The organism is Paraburkholderia sp. RL17-368-BIF-A (genome assembly GCF_046054045.1).
In the GTDB taxonomy this organism is placed as follows: Bacteria; Pseudomonadota; Gammaproteobacteria; order Burkholderiales; family Burkholderiaceae; genus Paraburkholderia; species Paraburkholderia graminis.
This window is the reverse complement of record NZ_JARESN010000010.1, coordinates 70,794-88,185: the sequence shown is the minus strand read 5'-3', so window position 1 is coordinate 88,185 and position 17,392 is coordinate 70,794. Positions and strand designations below refer to the sequence as shown.

17 protein-coding genes are annotated in these 17,392 nt (G+C 62.8%); 11 read left to right on the top strand and 6 right to left on the bottom strand.

Features of this window, described 5'->3' with window-relative positions; all coding sequences use genetic code 11:
- The first annotated feature begins 45 nt into the window (after positions 1 to 45).
- Complete coding sequence (locus tag P0D87_RS18600) at positions 46 to 1,125, top strand: TAXI family TRAP transporter solute-binding subunit (RefSeq protein WP_006052318.1); 1,080 nt, start codon at positions 46 to 48, stop codon at positions 1,123 to 1,125.
- Between the two features lie 40 nt (positions 1,126 to 1,165).
- Here the strand turns inward: P0D87_RS18600 and P0D87_RS18595 are convergent, their stop codons facing one another.
- Positions 1,166 to 2,608, bottom strand: coding sequence for an aminotransferase-like domain-containing protein (locus P0D87_RS18595; RefSeq protein WP_053860255.1), 1,443 nt, complete (start codon positions 2,606 to 2,608; stop codon positions 1,166 to 1,168).
- Positions 2,609 to 2,723: 115 nt separating this feature from the next.
- Here P0D87_RS18595 and P0D87_RS18590 point away from each other — a divergent pair, with 115 nt between their 5' ends.
- From P0D87_RS18590 to P0D87_RS18560, 7 genes are all read left to right on the top strand, one after another.
- On the top strand, positions 2,724 to 3,611 hold the full coding sequence (locus P0D87_RS18590; protein WP_053860254.1) for a DMT family transporter: 888 nt from the start codon (positions 2,724 to 2,726) through the stop codon (positions 3,609 to 3,611).
- Positions 3,612 to 3,747: 136 nt separating this feature from the next.
- Positions 3,748 to 4,329, top strand: coding sequence for a GNAT family N-acetyltransferase (locus tag P0D87_RS18585; RefSeq protein ID WP_053860253.1), 582 nt, complete (start codon positions 3,748 to 3,750; stop codon positions 4,327 to 4,329).
- A 38-nt stretch (positions 4,330 to 4,367) separates the two neighbouring features.
- Complete coding sequence (locus P0D87_RS18580) at positions 4,368 to 5,240, top strand: MerR family transcriptional regulator (RefSeq protein WP_053860252.1); 873 nt, start codon at positions 4,368 to 4,370, stop codon at positions 5,238 to 5,240.
- A 172-nt stretch (positions 5,241 to 5,412) separates the two neighbouring features.
- Positions 5,413 to 7,020 (top strand): flavin-containing monooxygenase, encoded by a 1,608-nt coding sequence (locus P0D87_RS18575; protein ID WP_053860251.1) that lies wholly within the window; start codon positions 5,413 to 5,415, stop codon positions 7,018 to 7,020.
- A gap of 49 nt (positions 7,021 to 7,069) precedes the next feature.
- Positions 7,070 to 7,978, top strand: a complete 909-nt coding sequence (locus tag P0D87_RS18570) for an SDR family NAD(P)-dependent oxidoreductase (protein ID WP_053860250.1) — start codon at positions 7,070 to 7,072, stop codon at positions 7,976 to 7,978.
- A gap of 76 nt (positions 7,979 to 8,054) precedes the next feature.
- On the top strand, positions 8,055 to 8,936 hold the full coding sequence (locus tag P0D87_RS18565) for a metal-dependent hydrolase (RefSeq protein WP_053860249.1): 882 nt from the start codon (positions 8,055 to 8,057) through the stop codon (positions 8,934 to 8,936).
- On the top strand, positions 8,933 to 9,901 hold the full coding sequence (locus tag P0D87_RS18560; RefSeq protein WP_053860248.1) for an alpha/beta fold hydrolase: 969 nt from the start codon (positions 8,933 to 8,935) through the stop codon (positions 9,899 to 9,901). The genes P0D87_RS18565 and P0D87_RS18560 overlap by 4 nt, the downstream gene beginning before the upstream one ends.
- Here the strand turns inward: P0D87_RS18560 and P0D87_RS18555 are convergent.
- A complete protein-coding gene (locus tag P0D87_RS18555; protein ID WP_053860852.1) occupies positions 9,876 to 10,430 on the bottom strand; it encodes a putative glycolipid-binding domain-containing protein in 555 nt (184 codons plus the stop codon). The two genes, P0D87_RS18560 and P0D87_RS18555, sit on opposite strands and share 26 nt — an antisense overlap.
- Before the next feature lie 223 nt (positions 10,431 to 10,653).
- On the opposite strand from P0D87_RS18555, the gene P0D87_RS18550 reads away from it, so the two are divergent.
- Genes P0D87_RS18550 through P0D87_RS18540 form a run of 3 tightly spaced genes read left to right on the top strand, consistent with a single transcriptional unit; the run spans position 10,654 to position 12,582 of the window.
- Entirely contained in the window at positions 10,654 to 11,523 is an 870-nt protein-coding gene (locus P0D87_RS18550; protein WP_053860247.1) for an urea transporter, read from the top strand.
- A 31-nt stretch (positions 11,524 to 11,554) separates the two neighbouring features.
- Positions 11,555 to 12,331 carry a class II aldolase/adducin family protein gene (locus P0D87_RS18545; protein ID WP_053860246.1) on the top strand — a complete coding sequence of 259 codons (777 nt, stop codon included), beginning with the start codon at positions 11,555 to 11,557 and terminating at the stop codon, positions 12,329 to 12,331.
- Positions 12,332 to 12,390: 59 nt separating this feature from the next.
- Complete coding sequence (locus P0D87_RS18540; RefSeq protein ID WP_006052330.1) at positions 12,391 to 12,582, top strand: 4-oxalocrotonate tautomerase; 192 nt, start codon at positions 12,391 to 12,393, stop codon at positions 12,580 to 12,582.
- 110 nt (positions 12,583 to 12,692) lie between these two features.
- Here the strand turns inward: P0D87_RS18540 and P0D87_RS18535 are convergent, their stop codons facing one another.
- The 4 genes from P0D87_RS18535 to P0D87_RS18520 form a co-directional block, all read right to left on the bottom strand.
- Positions 12,693 to 13,898: a porin gene (locus P0D87_RS18535; protein ID WP_006052331.1), complete on the bottom strand. Its 1,206-nt coding sequence runs from the start codon at positions 13,896 to 13,898 to the stop codon at positions 12,693 to 12,695.
- A 78-nt stretch (positions 13,899 to 13,976) separates the two neighbouring features.
- The gene (locus tag P0D87_RS18530; RefSeq protein WP_006052332.1) at positions 13,977 to 15,329 is read right to left on the bottom strand and encodes a TRAP transporter large permease; all 1,353 of its coding nucleotides are present in this window, start codon (positions 15,327 to 15,329) and stop codon (positions 13,977 to 13,979) included.
- Between the two features lie 7 nt (positions 15,330 to 15,336).
- Positions 15,337 to 15,855, bottom strand: a complete 519-nt coding sequence (locus P0D87_RS18525; protein WP_051153951.1) for a TRAP transporter small permease — start codon at positions 15,853 to 15,855, stop codon at positions 15,337 to 15,339.
- Between the two features lie 76 nt (positions 15,856 to 15,931).
- On the bottom strand, positions 15,932 to 16,924 hold the full coding sequence (locus tag P0D87_RS18520; protein WP_006052334.1) for a TRAP transporter substrate-binding protein: 993 nt from the start codon (positions 16,922 to 16,924) through the stop codon (positions 15,932 to 15,934).
- Between the last annotated feature and the right edge of the window lie 468 nt (positions 16,925 to 17,392).

The window sequence follows — 17,392 nt, the reverse complement described above, 5'->3', positions numbered from 1 at the left end:
AATCGAACGGACGAGGTTGTGCCAACTGACCGATAGGTGCGAACCATGCTACATAAACTTTTGACGGGATGGCTCGGAGCGGCGTTGCTCCTCGCATCTTCGCTGATCAGTGCCGAACCCGCGCACTACAAGATCGTTACCGGCCCGGAACGGGGCACGTATATCCAGATCGGTCAGGACCTGTCCAAATGGGTCGCGCAACCCGTCGGCATCGACCTCGCCGTGGTCGCGTCCAAGGGCTCGGCCGAGAACGTGCAGCGCATGCGCTATGAACCAGGGGTCAAGCTCGCGCTCGTGCAGTCCGACGTGTATCAGGCGTACATCGACATGGCCAACTCCGGCAATCCCGATGCCGGTACCGCGATTCGTCCGCTGCGTCTCATCATGCCGCTTTATGACGAAGAGATAAACGTCGTGGTGCGCGCGGATTCGCCGCTCAAAACGCTAAGCGACATCAAGGACAAAACCATCAGCGTCGGCCTGCTCGGCAGCGGCACCGCGCAGTCGGCGACCACCCTGTATCGCCTGATGTTCGGCCAGGCGATTCCCGAACAGAACGTCCAGCATCTGAGCAACGAGGACGCGCTCGCCGCGTTGATCGTGAAAAAAGTGGACGTCGCCATCATCGTCGTCGGGCAGCCCGCGAAACTGTTCAACGACATGAACCCGGAACTGTTGCAGCAAATCCGTCTGCTAAAGGCCGATTCCGCCGCGCCGGAAACGACCCGCGCGAAGCAGACCTATTTCCCGGCGACGATCCGCGCAACCAGCTATCCGAACTGGCTGAAGGAAGACGTCCCGACGCTGACGGTCAAGGCTTTCCTCGTCACTTACGACTACGGCTTGCGCGATACCGTCGGCAACCTGAATCACTTTGCCGACTCGCTGTGCGCGAACTTCGATAACCTGCAGGAACACGGGCATCCGAAGTGGAAGCAGGTGAAGCTCGAGTTGCCGACGCTCGTACGCGGCTGGAAGTATTACCCGCCGGTCGAGAAGCATCTGCGTGCGTGCCTCGCCAACAGAACCGCGAGCGTCAACGCGGCGGCCGCCGCCGCGCAGGTCGCGCAAAAACCGCGCAGCACGTGTACGAACCAGGAGCGGTTGCTTTTGCTGTGCAAATGAATTGAATGGCGGGCGGGCAAACACGCATCCTCATGCACCGTCACGCCCGCTCGCGCACACCGCGCGTGGCCGCGCTTTCCATCGCCCGCTGCAAGGTTTCATACACTTTCGGCCGATTGCATTGCGATACGTTAAAGCGCAAATAGCCGCCAGCCGACTGCGAGACGCTAAACACATTGCCCGGCGCGAACACGACATTGGCGCCTAACGCATGACGCGCGACGTCGGCGGCGTCGAGCGAATCGGGCAGACGCGCCCAGACGAACATGCCCGCGCGCGGCCGCGTCCACACATCGAGGCCGGCGTAGCCGAGGCGGCGCATGGTCTCGCCCATCGCGTCCGCGAGCTTCGCGCGCATCGACTCGAGATGACGCCGGTACGTCCCATCCACCAGCAATCGATGCACGACGCTCGCCGTAAGCTGCCCGTTGCCGAACGTCGTGGCGAGCTTCAGGTCGATCAGCGGCTCGATCCACTCGCCGCGCGCAGCGATATAACCGCAGCGCGCCGCCGCCGAAAGCGTTTTCGAAAAGCTGCCGATCGACACGACGCGCGTGAGCCCGTCGAAGGCCGCGAGACGCGGCGCGGCTTCGTCTTCGAAGTCGGCGAAGATATCGTCCTCCACCACGATCAGATCGTGCTCGCCCGCGAGCTTGAGCAGCCGATGCGCGATCGCCGGCGCGAGCGTGGCGCCGGTCGGGTTATGAATCGCGGAATTGGTCACATAAAGCCGCGGACGGTGCGTAATCAGCGCCCTCTCGAAGGCCGCGAGATCCGGCCCGGACGGCGTGTAAGGCACGCCGACGATACGCGCGCGATGCGCCCGCAGCAGCGCCTGAAAGTTGAAATAGCACGGGTCGTCGATCAACACCGTGTCGCCCGGTTCGAGCAGAAAGCGGCACACGAGGTCGAGCGCATGCGTGCCGCCGTCGGTCAGCACGATCTGCTCGGGCGGCGCGTCGACGCCGTGCTGCGCGAGCCGCCACGCGAGTTGCTGACGCAACGCGGGCAGACCGTACGGATTCGCGTAATCGGCGAGCGGCGACTGCGGATCGCGCGCTATCGCTCGCAACGCGCGGCGCACGCCGTCCTCGGGCAGCCACGACGCCGGCATCCAGCCGCAACCCGGCTTGAGCACCTTTGAATCCGATTGCAACGACTGCCGCGTGAGCCACAGCGGATCGACCTCGCGATCGAGACGCGGCCCGAGATCGGCGAGCGCGAGCGGCGGCGCGTGGCCCGACACGAAAAATCCCGAGCCGCGCCGCGCGACGATCACGCCTTCGGCAACGAGCCGGTCATAGGCCTCGACCACCGTCGACTTCGACACGCCGAGCGCGTCCGTCATCACGCGGATCGACGGCACGCGTGCGCCTGGCATCAGCGAGCGGCTGGCAATGCGTTCACGCAGATTGTCCATGACGATGCCAACCCGCGTGCCTTGCGGCTTTTCGCCGTTGGCGTTCTGTCCACTATCGCCCATCTGTACTGCTCCTTCGTCGGTACAGTTTGCGTGAATTGTACTGATCCGTAGCTTAACGTTTTCATGCCGGGAGCGGATGCTATAGGCTTCATTTCATTGCGCACGGACTTTTCGAATGGACAAGACGACGAACGGCTGGCTGAGCGGGTTCATAGGCGTGGTGATCTTCAGCGGCTCGCTGCCGGCCACCCGCATTGCCGTGCAAGGGCTCGACCCTGTGTTTCTGACGGTCGCGCGCGCAACCATTGCAGGCACGCTCGGTCTCGCGCTGCTGCTCCTCTTTCGCGAGGCGCGTCCCGCGCGCCGCGACGTGATTCCGCTCGTGGTCGTCGCCCTCGGCGTCGTGGTCGGCTTTCCGCTCTTGACCGCGCTCGCGCTGCGCCACGTCAGCTCGGCGCATGCAATCGTATTCGTCGGGTTGCTGCCGCTTGCCACCGCGATCTTCGGCGTGCTGCGCGGCGGCGAGCGTCCGCAAGCGGCGTTCTGGCTGTTTTCCGCGCTCGGCAGCGGCGCAGTGGTCGCGTTCGCGATGCGCCACGGCATCGACGCGTCTCCGGTAGGCGATGCGCTGATGCTCGCGGCGATCGTCGCGTGCGGGCTCGGTTATGCGGAAGGCGCGCGGCTATCGCGGCACCTCGGCGGCTGGCAGGTCATTTCGTGGGCGCTGGTGCTGTCGCTTCCGCTGATGCTTCCGCTTGCTTGGTGGACCCGGCCCGCGTCGTTCGAGGGCGTCAGCCATGCGGCGCTGTGGGGCCTCGCGTACGTGTCGCTGTTCAGCATGCTGATCGGCTTCGTGTTCTGGTATCGCGGCCTCGCGCTTGGCGGCATCGCGGGAGTCGGCCAACTGCAATTGCTGCAGCCGTTCTTCGGACTGCTGCTCGCGGGGCTTCTGCTGCATGAACAGGTGCCGCCCTCGATGATCGCCGTGACCGTCGCGGTGGTCGCGTGCGTGGCCGGCGCGCGGCGCTTTTCGAAGGCGCCGCCTGCACGGCGCACGGCGTGAGCCGCGCGGTGTTCGCGTACTACGATTTTTGAACGGCTTTGAATTTGGCGGCGCGGCGGGCATAGTAAAACGTATCGTCGGAAGAACCGGCACGACAGACCGTAAGCGCTATGCAAGGCCGCTCCTGGAATACGTTATGAGTACAACCCTCCCCGCCTCCGCTTCGGCATCGACCGCCGCATCGAGCGCCCCATTGATCCGCGACGCGACAGAAGCCGATCTGCCCGCGATCCAGGCCATTTACGCGCACCACGTATTGACCGGCGTCGCGTCGTTCGAGGAAGTCCCGCCTTCCGTCGACGAACTGCGCACGCGTCTCGCGTCCGTGCGCAACCACGGCTTGCCGTACATGGTCGCCGAGATCGACGGCGAAGTCGCGGGCTATTGCTACGCGACGCCGTACCGCCCGCGCGCCGCGTATCGCAACACCATCGAAGATTCGATCTACGTGAGCGACGCCTATCGCGGACGCGGCCTCGGCCGCGTGCTGCTGAAAGCGCTGATCGAACGATGCGAAGCCGGACCGTGGCGCCAGATGGTCGCCGTCATCGCGGACGGCGGCAGCGGCGGCTCGCTGTCGCTGCATCAGCAACTGGGTTTTGAGCTGATCGGCACGTTGAAGGCAGTCGGTTTCAAACATGGCCGCTGGCTCGACAGCACGTTGATGCAAAGGACGTTGGGCGCGGGCGCCACGACGCCACCCGATCAGCAAACGTAGCCGGTTCGCCTTCCGCGCAGCGCGGTAAAATCGCGGGCATGCCAAAACCGCCTCCGTCACCCGCGCCCGACGCCTCGCAACAGCCCGCCAACATGCCCGCGAGTGCCGCGCCGCGCAACGAATACACCGTCGACGAACTCGCGCGCGTGAGCGACACGACCGTGCGCAACGTGCGCGCGTATCAGGACCGCGGGCTTCTCGCGCCGCCTGAGAAGCGCGGCCGGGTCGGCGTGTACGACGACACGCATGTGTCGCGTTTGAAGCTCATCAATCATCTGCTCGCGCGCGGCTACACGCTCGCGAACATCCAGGATCTGATCAAGGCCGTCGACGAAGGACACGATCTTCGCTCGATTCTCGGCCTCGAAACCGCGATCGGCGGACGCTGGTCGCGCGAGCATCCGCGGAAATATTCGTTGATCGAGTTGCTGCAGATGTTCGGCGACAAGGCTTCGCCGGCGGCGCTTGCCAAGGCGGTCGATCTCGGCCTGCTCGAACGCGACGGCCTCTCGTTCGTGTCGGCGAGTCCCACTGCGTTCGCAGCCGGCGCGACGCTCGCGAAAGAAGGTATTCCGCTCGCCGATCTGCTCGAGGCCGTCGGCGCCGTGCGTCCGCATTTCAGCGTGGTCGCGAAGGCGCTGGTGGATCTGGTCGTGCGTCAACTTGACCGCTACGATCCCGACGCGCTTCCGCCGCCCGCCGACGTGCCCGCGCTCGTCGACGCAATCTGGCGCGTGCGGCCGCTCGCGATGGTGCTCGTCGAAAGCGAGATGAATCGTGCGCTGGAAGAAGCGTCCGGCGATTATCTCGGCGATCGCGTCGCCGCGATCATGGCGAAGAAACTCGGCGAATCCGGCGCGAAGCCGAGCATCGCGCGCCCGACGGGCACAAAGAAAACGCGCAAACAGTAAGTCAGCCGATGCGCGAGCTTCGCGCCGCAATGACCATCGCGTCATTGCGCCACCGCCGTTTCACCGCTTCCTAGAGTCGCGCGTCTAGCCGCCCTCTTGCATCGTCCGTCTCCACATCCTATCGTTACATCACTCAATGTAACAGTTATGAGCGTAAAAGGGAGACGACGGGATGAACGCACGAATGCCCCACGACGCCGCGGCGGACCACCCGTCCGCGCCTGCCGAGACCGACATCGCCATTATCGGGACGGGTTTCGCGGGCCTCGGCATGGCGATCCGCTTGCGGCAATCGGGCTTGACCGATTTTCTCGTCGCCGAAAAAGCCGATTCGGTCGGCGGCACATGGCGCGACAACCACTACCCCGGCTGTGCATGCGACGTGCAATCGCACGTGTACTCCTTTTCGTTCGCGCCGAATCCTCGCTGGTCGCGCATGTTCGCGCGGCAACCGGAAATCCGCGCGTACCTGGACGACTGTGTGCGGCGCTTTGGAGTCGAGCGTCATCTGCGTTTCGGCCATGAACTGACGAGCGCCATCTACGACGACACGCGCCGCCGCTGGCATCTGCGCTTTGCCAACGGACAGCAGTGGTCGGCGCGCGTGCTGATTTCGGCGATGGGCGGACTTTCGCGCGCGGCGATGCCGAACATTCCCGGCATCGAGACGTTCAAGGGCCGCGCGTTTCACTCGCAGCACTGGGACCACGGCTACCCGCTCGAAGGCAAACGCGTCGCCGTGATCGGCACGGGCGCAAGCGCGATCCAGTTCGTGCCGCAAATCGCGCCGCGCGTCGCGCATCTCGATCTGTTTCAGCGCACGCCGCCGTGGATCATGCCGAAGGCCGACCGCGCCGTGCGGCCCATCGAGCAGTGGCTTTTCAAACATCTGCCGTTCACGCAGAAGGTCATGCGCTCGGCGCTGTACTGCATGCTCGAATCGCGTGCGCTGGGGTTCGCGGTTCATCCGTCGCTGATGAAGACCGCGCAGAAAGTCGCCGAGCGGCATTTGCGCCGCCAGGTGCGCGACCCGCAATTACGCGCGACGCTCACGCCGGATTACACGATGGGCTGCAAGCGCATCCTCATTTCTAACGACTACTTCCCCGCCCTGTCGCGAGCAAATGTGTCGGTGACGACGAGCGCGATTGAGCGCATCGACGAAGACGCCGTCATCACGAGCGACGGCGTGCGTCATCCGGCCGACTGCCTGATCTTCGGCACGGGCTTTCAGGTTGCCGATCCGTTTGCCCGAGGCGTGGTGCGCGGACGCGGCGGCGTCGACATCGTCGATACATGGAGAGACGGCGCGCATGCGTACCTGGGTACGACATTGCCTGGCTATCCGAATTTTTTCATGATCGTGGGTCCGAACACCGGCCTCGGTCACAACTCGATGGTGTTCATGATCGAGTCGCAGGTCGAATACATTCTGCGTGCGTTGAAGGCGATGCAGAACGAAGGCGCAGCGGCGATCGAGGTGCGTCCGCACGTGGAGCGCGCGTACAACGAACAGATTCAGCAGCAGCTCGGCCGCGCGATCTGGTCGACGGGCGGCTGCAAGAGCTGGTATCTGGACCCGAGAACCGGGAAGAACACGACCCTGTGGCCCGGCTTCGCATACAAATTCCGCAAAGCCACCAGCACGTTCAGCATGGCCGATTACTTCGCCTATTCGCCCGCGTCTCAGAGCGTCAACGTGAACGTGAGCGCACATGCCGCTGCAACGCAAAGCGCGCATGTGCAAGGCACGGCATCGGCATCGGCGGAAGCGACGTGAAATAGCAATAACGACAACGCACCTTCAGAGAGGACAGGAGATAAAACCAATGAAGCACTTCACCGACAAGGTCGCCGCGATCACCGGCGCGGGTTCGGGCATGGGCCGCTCGCTTGCGATTCGCCTCGCGCGCGAAGGTTGCCATCTCGCCCTCGCCGACCGCAACGCGACGAGCCTCGAGGAGACCGCTCGACTCGCACAGGCCGCAGCACCGCATATCGTGGGCGCGCCGCTTCTCATCACGACGGCCGTATTCGATGTGTCGGATCGCAACGCGATGTTCGCGTGGGCGGCGCAAACGGCTGCTGAGCATGGGCGCGTCAATCTGGTGTTCAACAACGCGGGCGTCGCGCTGTCGAGCACCATTGAAGGAATGGAGTACGCGGATCTCGAATGGATCGTCGGCATCAACTTCTGGGGTGTCGTGCACGGCACGAAGGCGTTTCTGCCTTATTTAAAGACTTCGGGCGAAGGTCACATCGTCAATACGTCGAGCGTGTTCGGTCTCTTTTCGCAACCCGGCATGAGCGGCTACAACGCGACCAAGTTCGCGGTGCGTGGCTTCACCGAAGCGCTGCGCCAGGAACTCGACCTGATGAAATGCGGCGTGTCGGCGACGTGTGTGCATCCGGGCGGCATCCGCACCGGCATTGCGCAGTCGAGCCGCATTGCGCCGAATATGATCGGCTTCATGGTGGAAAACGAACAGCAAGGCAAGGACGACTTCGAGAAGTTCTTTATCACCACCGCCGACGAAGCCGCGCGCGTGATTCTGGACGGCGTGCGCAGGAACAAGCGGCGTGTGCTGATCGGCCGCGATGCGCGAGCCGCCGACTGGCTCGCGCGCACGCTGCCCGCCGCCTATCAGGCACTCGTCGTGCTGCAAACGCGGCGCATGAAGCGCATCGCGGAGAAACGCACACGGCGCGCGGCGCAGCTCGCCGGCAGGCGCGCATGATGAAGCGCGCCGCGCGGGAATCGCAAAGCGTCATGAGGAATCACGAGGAATCACACGAATTCAAGGAGAAAAGGCCATGATGCCCGTTCGCCGCGACTTGCGCTTCAATCTTCCGCCCGAGCGTGCCTGCGATTGGCATGCACAAGGCTCGCACGTCACGCACTTCTTCAACGCCCTTTCGCTGCTGTTTCCGGCTGGCGAGCGCTTTTTCATGGACAGCGTGCGCCACTATCGCGACGACATCGACGACCCAGTGCTGAAAAAGCAGGTGCTCGGCTTTATCGGCCAGGAAGCCATGCATACGCGCGAGCATGTCGAGTACAACGACCTGTTGCAACAGGCCGGCCTGCCCGCGCATAAACTCGACAAGCGACTGTGGGCGATCCTCAACTTCGGCCGCAAGGTGCTGCCGCATTCGTATCAGTTGGCCGTCACCGTTTGCCTCGAGCATTACACGGCGATGCTTGCGGGTTTGCTGCTCGAGGACGCGACGCGCATCGACGGATCTGTTCAAGGCTACGCGCAGATGTGGACGTGGCATGCGCTCGAAGAGACCGAACACAAATCCGTTTCCTACGACGTATGGAACGCAGTGCTCAAGCCCGGCCTCGGCCGCTATCTGTTGCGCACGGGCGTCATGCTCGCCACGGCGATCACGTTCTGGCTGATCGTGTTCGACTACCACGTGCGTCTGATCATCGCCGATCGAAAACGCGGCGGTCATGTGAGCGGCATGTGGCGCGTGCTGAAGTATCTTTATGGGCCACGTCATGGCGTTTTTCCGCGGATTGCCGGCGAATGGCTGAGTTTTTTCCGGCCGGGTTTTCATCCGTGGGACCACGATAATCGCGCGCAGCTTGCGCGCATCGACGGCCTCGTCGCAGCAGTCGATGCCGCCAACGCAGCCGCGCCGAATACGCGCCGCTCAGCGCGCCGCGGCATGCAGGCGGCCGCGTGATACGCGACACGTTGTCGGTGGATGCCGGCGACGTGCGGCTCGCCGTCTACGTCAGCGGACCGCGAGAGGCGCCGCCCATCGTGCTCGTGCACGGCTATCCCGACTCGGCCACGGTGTGGGAACCGGTGCGCGCGCAACTCGACGCGCGCTACCGCGTCATCAGCTACGACGTGCGCGGCGCCGGCGCGTCCGGCGCACCGGCCACGCGCGGCGGCTATCGTCTCGAACAACTTGCAGCCGATCTCACGGCGGTCGTCGATGCGACCTGCGGTGCGCAGCCGTTTCACCTCGTCGGTCACGACTGGGGCTCGATTCAAAGCTGGGAAGCCGTCACCAGTCCGGAATTCAAAGGACGGATTGCGTCGTATACGTCCATCTCGGGGCCGTGCCTTGATCACGCGTCGCTGGACTTGCGCGGCGCGAACGCTGCTGACGAAAAACATAGGATGACAAAACAATTTCCGCGCGGTCGCATCCGGCAAATTCTCAGGTCCTGGTACATCTTCTTCTTTCATCTGCCGTGGCTGCCGGAACTCGTATGGCGCCTTGGCGGCGCACGCATGTGGCCGCTGTGGTTGCGCATGACCGAGCGCGTGCGGGCACCGCGCGACCCCGCGCAACTGCGCAACGCGATCAACGGCCTCGGTCTTTACCGCGCGAATTTCATCGACAAGCTGCTGCATCCGCGCGCGCGCCACGCTCACGCGCCGGTGCAGTTCATCGTGCCGCTACGCGACCGTTATGTCGGGCCGGAATTCTCGCTCGGACAGGAAGCGTGGCTTGGTCCCTATGAGCGCATCGAGATTGACGCAGGCCATTGGGTTGTATTGCGCGAGCCGCAAGTGGTCGCCGCGCACATCGAACGCTTCGTTGCGCGGCACCTGTATCGACCGGGCGGCTCGGGTACATCGTCGTTCAACGCGCCGCTCAACGCGCCCTTCAACGCTCGCGCGGCAGGCGACTGAATAGCGTCGGATAGTCGATCACGAGCCCGTCGTCATCCACTTTCATATTCGCCGTGAAATCGCGGAAAATGCCTTCATAGCGATACTCGCGATTCAGCTCGATACACGAATACGCCTGCTCGACTCGCGTGACCTGAAGATCCGGCGTCGAAATGTAGGCAACTTGCAGAGGCCGGCGCTCGCCTTGCGCGAGTTGCAACCGGCGAATCGGCAGCGTGTTGGTAAACGGCGTGGCTGCGATGTCGATGTCGACGCATCCTTCGATCGCGCTCAGCACAAGGCCGTGACCATCGCGCCAATGGCCCTCGCCGTCGCCGTGCAACTCCAGTTCTCCCGCGCCGACAATCTTCAGCCAAGCATGACGCGTGCGCCATTGCACATCGCAACGCACTGTGTAGTGCAGCCCATAGCTCTTGCCGTAGCGCTGGCCGACGACAACGCTTTCGACTTCGAAGCCGTCGTCGCGCGCATCGAAGCTCAGATGTTCGATACCGTCGCCCTCTTGCGATGCCCACCGAAGTTCACGCATTGGATCGCCTCCTCGCGATGAAAACCGCGGCACGCGCCGCGTTTCGTATCGTAGCGCGAACGTCTTACTTTCACCGATGCGCGAATCGCCGCATGATGCGAGGTGTTGCAAATAGCGACTATCAACGCGCCGGCATGCACGCAGCGGCAGCACTGCCCTATGCTCGCGTTTCACCTGTGTCCGCGACGTCGCCGCGATTCCCACGCTCATCGATCCACAACTCATGCACGCCGCCGCCACCGAAGCACACTCCGCAGCACTACGCACGCTGCTGCGCAGTCTTGGCCAGATCGTGCTGCAAGCGAACGCTTTTACGGGCGCATGTCTGCTGGCCGCCTGGCTGCTGTGGGACCCGCGTCTCGCGTGCGCGGCGCTGACCGGCGCCGTCGCGGCCAACGTGAGCGCGGTGCTGGCCGGTTATTCCGACGACGACCTGCACGCGGGACTTTACGGCTTCAACGGCGCGTTGGCCGGACTCGCCGCGTTCAGTTTCATCGCCGACAACGCGACCGCTGCCGCCGTCGCGATTCTCGCCGCAACAGGCACGGCCTGGCTGCTCGCACCGTGGTCGCGATGGCTGTGCTCGCGCGGCCTCTGCTATTTCTCGAGCCCGTGTCTGATCGTCACCTGGCTTTGGCTGCCGATGACCGCAAGCGCGCCGTCATCGTCGACGCTCGCAACGGCGCACGCGCACGCCGACCTCGCCAGCGGCCTGCTCGCCGGCCTCGCGCAAACCGCGTTTGCCGGCGGCGCACGGGCCGGCGCGCTGGTGCTGATCGGCATCGCCGTGGCATCTCCGCGCCACGCGCTCTGCGCGCTGACGGGTGCGGCGCTCGCGAGCGCCGAACATCTGCTGCTGGGCGCGACGGCAAGCTCGTTTAACGCGGGCCTGCTAGGATTCAACGGCGCGCTCACCGCATTGGCGCTGACCGAATGCGGGCTTGTATGGATGCTCGGCGGCGTGACGCTGTCGGCGCTGCTGCAAGCGGGCGCTGCGTGCGTTGGCTTGCCCGTGCTGACCGCGCCGTTCGTCGCCGCAACGTGGGGCGTGCAATGGCTGAAGCAGCGTCGCGCGCTAATGCTCTATTCGTAGGCACTCCGTTACGCACCATCAGGAGAAACATATGTCGTTCGCTCATGTACCGAAGGGCCGCGTCGCGCAATCCGGGCCACGCTCCGAAGCGGAGCAGCAGACTCGCGTCGACCTCGCCGCCGCTTACCGGCTCGTCGCGCTCAACGGCTGGGACGATCTCATCTACACGCACATCTCCGCGAGCGTGCCGAACGAGCCGGGCCACTTCCTGATCAATCCGTTCGGCCTCGCATTCGATGAAGTGCGTGCGTCGAATCTCGTGAAGATCGACGTCGACGGCAATATCGTCGGTGCAAGCGAATACACAGTGAACGTGACGGGCTTCGCGATTCATGCGGCCGTGCACGCCGCACGTGCCGACGCATTCTGCGTGATGCATCTGCACAATACGGCGGGCGTGGCCGTCTCCGCGCAGCCTGCGGGACTGCTGCCCGCGTCGCAACACGCGCTGCGTTTTTATCGCCAGCTTGCGTATCACGACTATGAAGGCCTGGCATTCACACCCGCTGAGAGCGAGCGCCTCGTCGAGCATCTCGCGGACAAGCCGGCCATGCTGCTGCGCAATCACGGCACGCTGACGGTCGGCCGCACGGTCGCCGAAGCGTACGTGCTGATGGCCACGTTGCTCAAGGCTTGCGAGATCCAGTTGCAGGCGCAGGCATGCGGCGCGCCGCTCGTCGTGCCCGACGATGCAGTGGCCACTCGCACGGCCGAGCAGCTCTACGATGGCGGCGCAATCGAAGGAATACTTGAATGGCCCGCGCTGCTGCGCAAGCTCGACCGGCTCGATCCGAGCTATCGTGATTAGCGCTTAACGGGCACGCGGCGCAGTACGCCGATCGCTTTATCAACGGAGCCATATACATTATGCCCACGTTTCATATCGAACTGTTTGAAGGCCGCTCACTCGAGCAGAAGCGCCAATTCGTCGAAGCAATCACGAAAGCGACATGCGAGTCGCTCGGCGTCGAACCGAATTCGGTGGACATTATTCTCACCGACGTGAAGCGCGAAAATTGGGCGACGGGAGGACGCTTGTGGTCCGACAGCGAGAGTTGAATTGAACCGCTGCGCGCGCGGTGCGCGCAGCGGTTTTATTGCTCAGCGACGCATGAACAAAATGCGCCGCTGTGGCGGCGTAACAACACGCCGCCGCTACTCCAGAGCCATTAGAAGCGGTGAATGATGCCCACGCCGCCTGCAACCTGGCTGCGCGACGAAGACGGCGCGCTGTTCTGACCGTCGCCGATATCGGCCGTCGCGTTGATGATGCTCACGCCGTTGTTGCCGATCGTCTTGCCGTTCGCACGTTGATACGCTTCCACCGCATACAGACCCGTACGCTTGGAGAGGCTGTAGTACTGCGACAGGTTGAACTGGTGATAGCTGGCTGCGCTCGAAATGCCATTCGATTCCGTCGCACGCGTGTAGCTATAGCCGGCTGCCAGGTCGAGTGCACCGATCGGCTTGAAGTGCACCACTGCGCCACCCGTGTTGAACGTCGCCTGATGACGGAAACCCGAGTTCACACCCGGAATGTATTGCACGTTCGAGTACGAGAACGACACGTCCCATTGCGAGCTGAACGCGTAGCCGCCGGTAACCGCGAAGCGCTGCTGAGCCTGCGCCGTGCGATAGCCGTTCGTGATGCCGGACAGACCCGGGCCGCTCGTCGCGCCGTTATTCGACGTAGTCGACTCGGGGCCCCACAGACCGCCACCAGGCGTCGAGTTGTTGATGCGCTGGAAGCCCGCTGCGATACCGAACGGACCGTTCAGGTACTGCACCGCGGCGCTCCACGTCGAGCCGGCGTTGAAGCTGCCCGGCACGCCGCCCAACGAGTACGAACCGCTCACCGTCACACCGTACATCTTCGGCGACGTGTACACGAGGGAGTTATTCGCGCGATAGATCGTATCCAGCGAATCGAGATCGCCCGGGTGTGCGCCGTAAGCGCCCGTCAGCCACGTAGTCGGGCTATACGGCGACAGCAGCGTGTAGTACGACGTGTACTGACGGCCAGCCGTCAGCGTACCGTACGTGGGGTTCGTCACGCCGATCCAGGCCTGGCGGCTGAAGCCGAGGCCGTTCACGCTCTGCGCGCCGGTTGCGCTGTTAAAGCCCTGCTCCAGCTGGAAAATGGCCTTCGTGCCGCCGCCAAGATCCTCGCTACCCTTCAGGCCGAAGCGGCTACCCGCCCAGATGCCGTTGTTCATCTTCACAACCGAGCGGCCGCCCGAATTCGAGCCGAGCGCCGCCGAGCTGCTTTGGTAGCCGATCCCTGTATCGACGATACCGTACAACGTCACGCTGCTCTGAGCGTGTGCGCCAAGGGCGAACAGGCCAAGGGCGGAGGTTGCTAGTGCCTTTTTCATTTATGCTCCTCTTTAAAAAATTGTTCTTGACTACCGGTCATTGTCTGAACCGCGCAACCGGTGAATCGGGATGTCCGGTCAGAAAACCGGGTGTCCATTAATCAGGCTCGGCAACCACGTGGAGAACATCGGGACGTACGTCACAATGTTAATGGCGCTGAAGATAGCGAGGTAATAAGGCCACGCCACCTTGGTAGTTTCCCCAATCGACACATTCCCAATCGCGCAGCCGATGAACTGCACTGAGCCGATCGGCGGATGCACGAGACCCAATGCGCAATTCAGCAGGATCATGATGCCGAACTGCACGGGGCCGACGCCGCTATGCATTGCCATCGGCAGGAACAGCGGCGTGGTGATCAGAATGTGCGCCGCCATATCGACAAACGTGCCGAGGAAGATCTGGATGATGTTGATGTACAGCAGCATCAACCAGGGAATGCTCGTTGCGCCGTCGAGCATGTGCTCGATTGCATCGGGGATCTCCAGATAAGCCATCTGGTAGCGCAGCATGTTCGATACGCCGATCAGAAGCAGCACCACGCCCGTGGTTTTCGCGGCTTTCGACAAGGCGAAAGAGAGCTTCTTCAGCGTCATCGTGCGATACACGACGACTGTCAGCACAAGCGAATAGGCGACTGCAATAGCGGCGGCTTCCGTCGCCGTAGCAATACCCTTTGCCACGCAGACCAGAATGATCGCGATGACCATCAGGCCCGGCAATGCGCCGAGGAACGTGCGCGCGACCGCGAGCCAGCCGGGGAAACGCTGCAGTCCGGTGGAACCGTCGGGACGGCGCGGATAGCCGTAGCGCACGGCTTGCCAGTACGCGGCGATCAGCACGAAGCCCATCACCCACAACACCGGCAAGAGACCCGAGAACAGCAGATCGCCGATCGACACGCCGCTCATCGGCACACCGTTCAGCGTTCCTGTAATGCCCTGCGCGGCGAACGCGTAGATGATCATGTTCGTCGACGTCGGCATCAGCGCGCCCGCCAGCGACGAATGCGTCGTGACGTTGACGGCGTATGCGGCGCTGTAGCCTTCGCGCTTCATCAACGGAATGATGACGCCGCCCATTGCCGATGTGTCCGCCGTGGGCGAACCCGAGACGCCGCCGAACAACGTGCACGCGACCACATTGGCCATGCCGAGGCCGCCGCGGAAATGACCGACGGTGGCTTGCGCAAAACGCAGGATGCGATCGGCGATGCCGCCGTGGAGCATCAGCTCGCCGGAGAAGATGAAGAACGGTACGGCGAGGAATGAAAACGCATTCATCCCCGAGACCATCGACTGCATGGCGGTGGCCGCGGGCAGTCCCTCGTACAGATACGTCAGCACGCACGAGAGTCCCAGCGCGAACGAAACAGGAACGCCGAGTACCAGAAAAACGATGAAACTGATAGAAAGGAGGGCAAGTTCCATGATTGTTCTATTTGTGTTTCTTTGCGAAAAGCGCGAGCAGGTTCTCGATTGAGAACGACGCGATGCAGACGCTGGCAATAACCGGGATCAGATAACGAAGCGCTTCCGGCAAACCCAGAATTGGAATGTGGTCATGCCGCGTGGTCTCTGCCATCTCCAGAGAGCCGAAGAAGATCGCCACGGCAAGCGCGATCAGGCACAAGTGCTGGAACACGTGCGCAATCAGTTGGCCTTTCACCGGCAGGCTCTTCACGAGCGAATCGAGCCCGATATGGCCGCCTTCGCGAACCTTGAGCGCGGCGCCGAACATCGCGATCACGATTACGAGCAATAGCGCGATGGGTTCGACGAAATCGGGCGCGTCGCTAAATACATAGCGCATCACGACACCATAGATCACCAGCAGACTCAGCGCGGCAAGGCTGACGGAGGCGATGACGGTTAGCGTGCGAAAGAGAAAATCGTTTGGGCGTTTCATGAATCTCTTGATCCCATTCTTGCCTGCCGACATCAGCGGCGACGGCATTCAGCATGCGGCATGCAGCGGGAAAGTCCGCAGCTTCCTGCAAGACTTTCCCGCTGCGTAAAACACCATGCGACTCTTACTTGATTGCCTGGATTTCGTCGACGAGCTGCTTCATTTGCGGGGTCTTTTCATACTTCGCCCACACCGGCTGCATCACCTTGACGAATGCCGCGCGATCGATCTGCGACGGTGCGACGATCTGCGCGCCGCCCTTCGTCACGGTCTTGCTCGCGTCGCTCTCGCGTGCGGTCCAGAGCTTCTGGTAGTACGGCACGGAATCAGCCGCGGCCTTCTTGATGATTTCCTGTTCTTGCGGCGAGAGCGTGTCCCAGATCTTCTTCGAGAAGACGAGAACTTCCGGCGTCATCGAGTGCTGCGTTTCCGAATAGACCGGCGCGACTTCGAAGTGCTTGGTCTCTTCGTACGACGGCAGATTGTTTTCCGCTGCATCGACGAGACCCGTCTTCAGGCCCGTATAGACTTCGGCGAACGGCATCGGCGTCGGCGTGCCGCCCATTGCCCTGATTTCGTCGACCATCAGATCGGACGGTTGCACGCGAACTTTCAGGCCCTTCATGTCGGCGGGCGTGCGAATCGGCTTCTTCGTGTAGATGGAGCGCGCGCCGCTTTCGTAGAAAGTCAGCGCGATCATGCCCTTCGCTTTGAACGCGTCGAGAATCTTCTGGCCTTCCGGGCCGTACATCACCTTGCGGAAATGGTCGATGTCGCGGAACAGGAACGGCAGCGACGGGATCATCGATTCAGGAACGATCTCGTTGAATGCCGCGCCGTTCGCGCGCGCCATGTCGAGCGCGCCGATGCGCACCTGATCGATCGTATCGTTCTCCGAACCAAGTGCGCTGTTGCCGAATACCTTCACCGAGTCCTTGCCGTCGGTTGCCTTCTTGATCTGCTCGCCCATGTACTTGACGGCCATGTTGGTCGGGTACGTGTCGCCATGCACGTCCGACACGCGGAACACGCGCGCCTGCGCCGACATGGCGCCGAAGGCCAGCACGGAGGCGGCGACGATCAACGAAACACGGGAAGAGGCAAACTTCTTATTCATCGTGACATTCCTCAAAATTAGACATCCAATCGATGCAAAGAGCCGCTTGCAACAGCCGCTCGCGGACAGCCGGTAGCGAACTGCCGTAATGACGGCCAGTCTCGGATGTGACATGGTTTTGCTGCGTCTCCCGGCGCGGCGCCCGCGGTCTCCTGCGGTGGCGAACGCCCTGCCGTGCTGTCCGTGCAACGTCCCCGGCACAAAGATCAGCACTCCTGTCAGACAACTCGACTTCTTTTACTTCTGCTGCGTCGGCATGCCTGGGCGTGAACCTGTGAACCATCGCGCACGCCAAAGCCGCCGCGTACCACGCAATGCGCTGCTATCTCGAAAAGTACAGAAAGCAATCTGTTTGCGCTTATACGTTGTACGACGACATACGAAGTCTATAAAACGCAGTTTGAGTTGTACAGACGGTATTTACCCGAGGAAACGGGCATCCGGTAGAGATGACCTGGATGCGCTGTC

Coding starts and splice junctions, on each gene's coding strand:
- P0D87_RS18600 (WP_006052318.1), top strand. CDS start 46: ATGCTACATAAACTTTTGACGGGATGGCTCGGAGCGGCGTTGCTCCTC.
- P0D87_RS18595 (WP_053860255.1), bottom strand. CDS start 2,608: ATGGGCGATAGTGGACAGAACGCCAACGGCGAAAAGCCGCAAGGCACG.
- P0D87_RS18590 (WP_053860254.1), top strand. CDS start 2,724: ATGGACAAGACGACGAACGGCTGGCTGAGCGGGTTCATAGGCGTGGTG.
- P0D87_RS18585 (WP_053860253.1), top strand. CDS start 3,748: ATGAGTACAACCCTCCCCGCCTCCGCTTCGGCATCGACCGCCGCATCG.
- P0D87_RS18580 (WP_053860252.1), top strand. CDS start 4,368: ATGCCAAAACCGCCTCCGTCACCCGCGCCCGACGCCTCGCAACAGCCC.
- P0D87_RS18575 (WP_053860251.1), top strand. CDS start 5,413: ATGAACGCACGAATGCCCCACGACGCCGCGGCGGACCACCCGTCCGCG.
- P0D87_RS18570 (WP_053860250.1), top strand. CDS start 7,070: ATGAAGCACTTCACCGACAAGGTCGCCGCGATCACCGGCGCGGGTTCG.
- P0D87_RS18565 (WP_053860249.1), top strand. CDS start 8,055: ATGATGCCCGTTCGCCGCGACTTGCGCTTCAATCTTCCGCCCGAGCGT.
- P0D87_RS18555 (WP_053860852.1), bottom strand. CDS start 10,430: ATGCGTGAACTTCGGTGGGCATCGCAAGAGGGCGACGGTATCGAACAT.
- P0D87_RS18550 (WP_053860247.1), top strand. CDS start 10,654: ATGCACGCCGCCGCCACCGAAGCACACTCCGCAGCACTACGCACGCTG.
- P0D87_RS18545 (WP_053860246.1), top strand. CDS start 11,555: ATGTCGTTCGCTCATGTACCGAAGGGCCGCGTCGCGCAATCCGGGCCA.
- P0D87_RS18540 (WP_006052330.1), top strand. CDS start 12,391: ATGCCCACGTTTCATATCGAACTGTTTGAAGGCCGCTCACTCGAGCAG.
- P0D87_RS18535 (WP_006052331.1), bottom strand. CDS start 13,898: ATGAAAAAGGCACTAGCAACCTCCGCCCTTGGCCTGTTCGCCCTTGGC.
- P0D87_RS18530 (WP_006052332.1), bottom strand. CDS start 15,329: ATGGAACTTGCCCTCCTTTCTATCAGTTTCATCGTTTTTCTGGTACTC.
- P0D87_RS18525 (WP_051153951.1), bottom strand. CDS start 15,855: ATGCCGTCGCCGCTGATGTCGGCAGGCAAGAATGGGATCAAGAGATTC.
- P0D87_RS18520 (WP_006052334.1), bottom strand. CDS start 16,924: ATGAATAAGAAGTTTGCCTCTTCCCGTGTTTCGTTGATCGTCGCCGCC.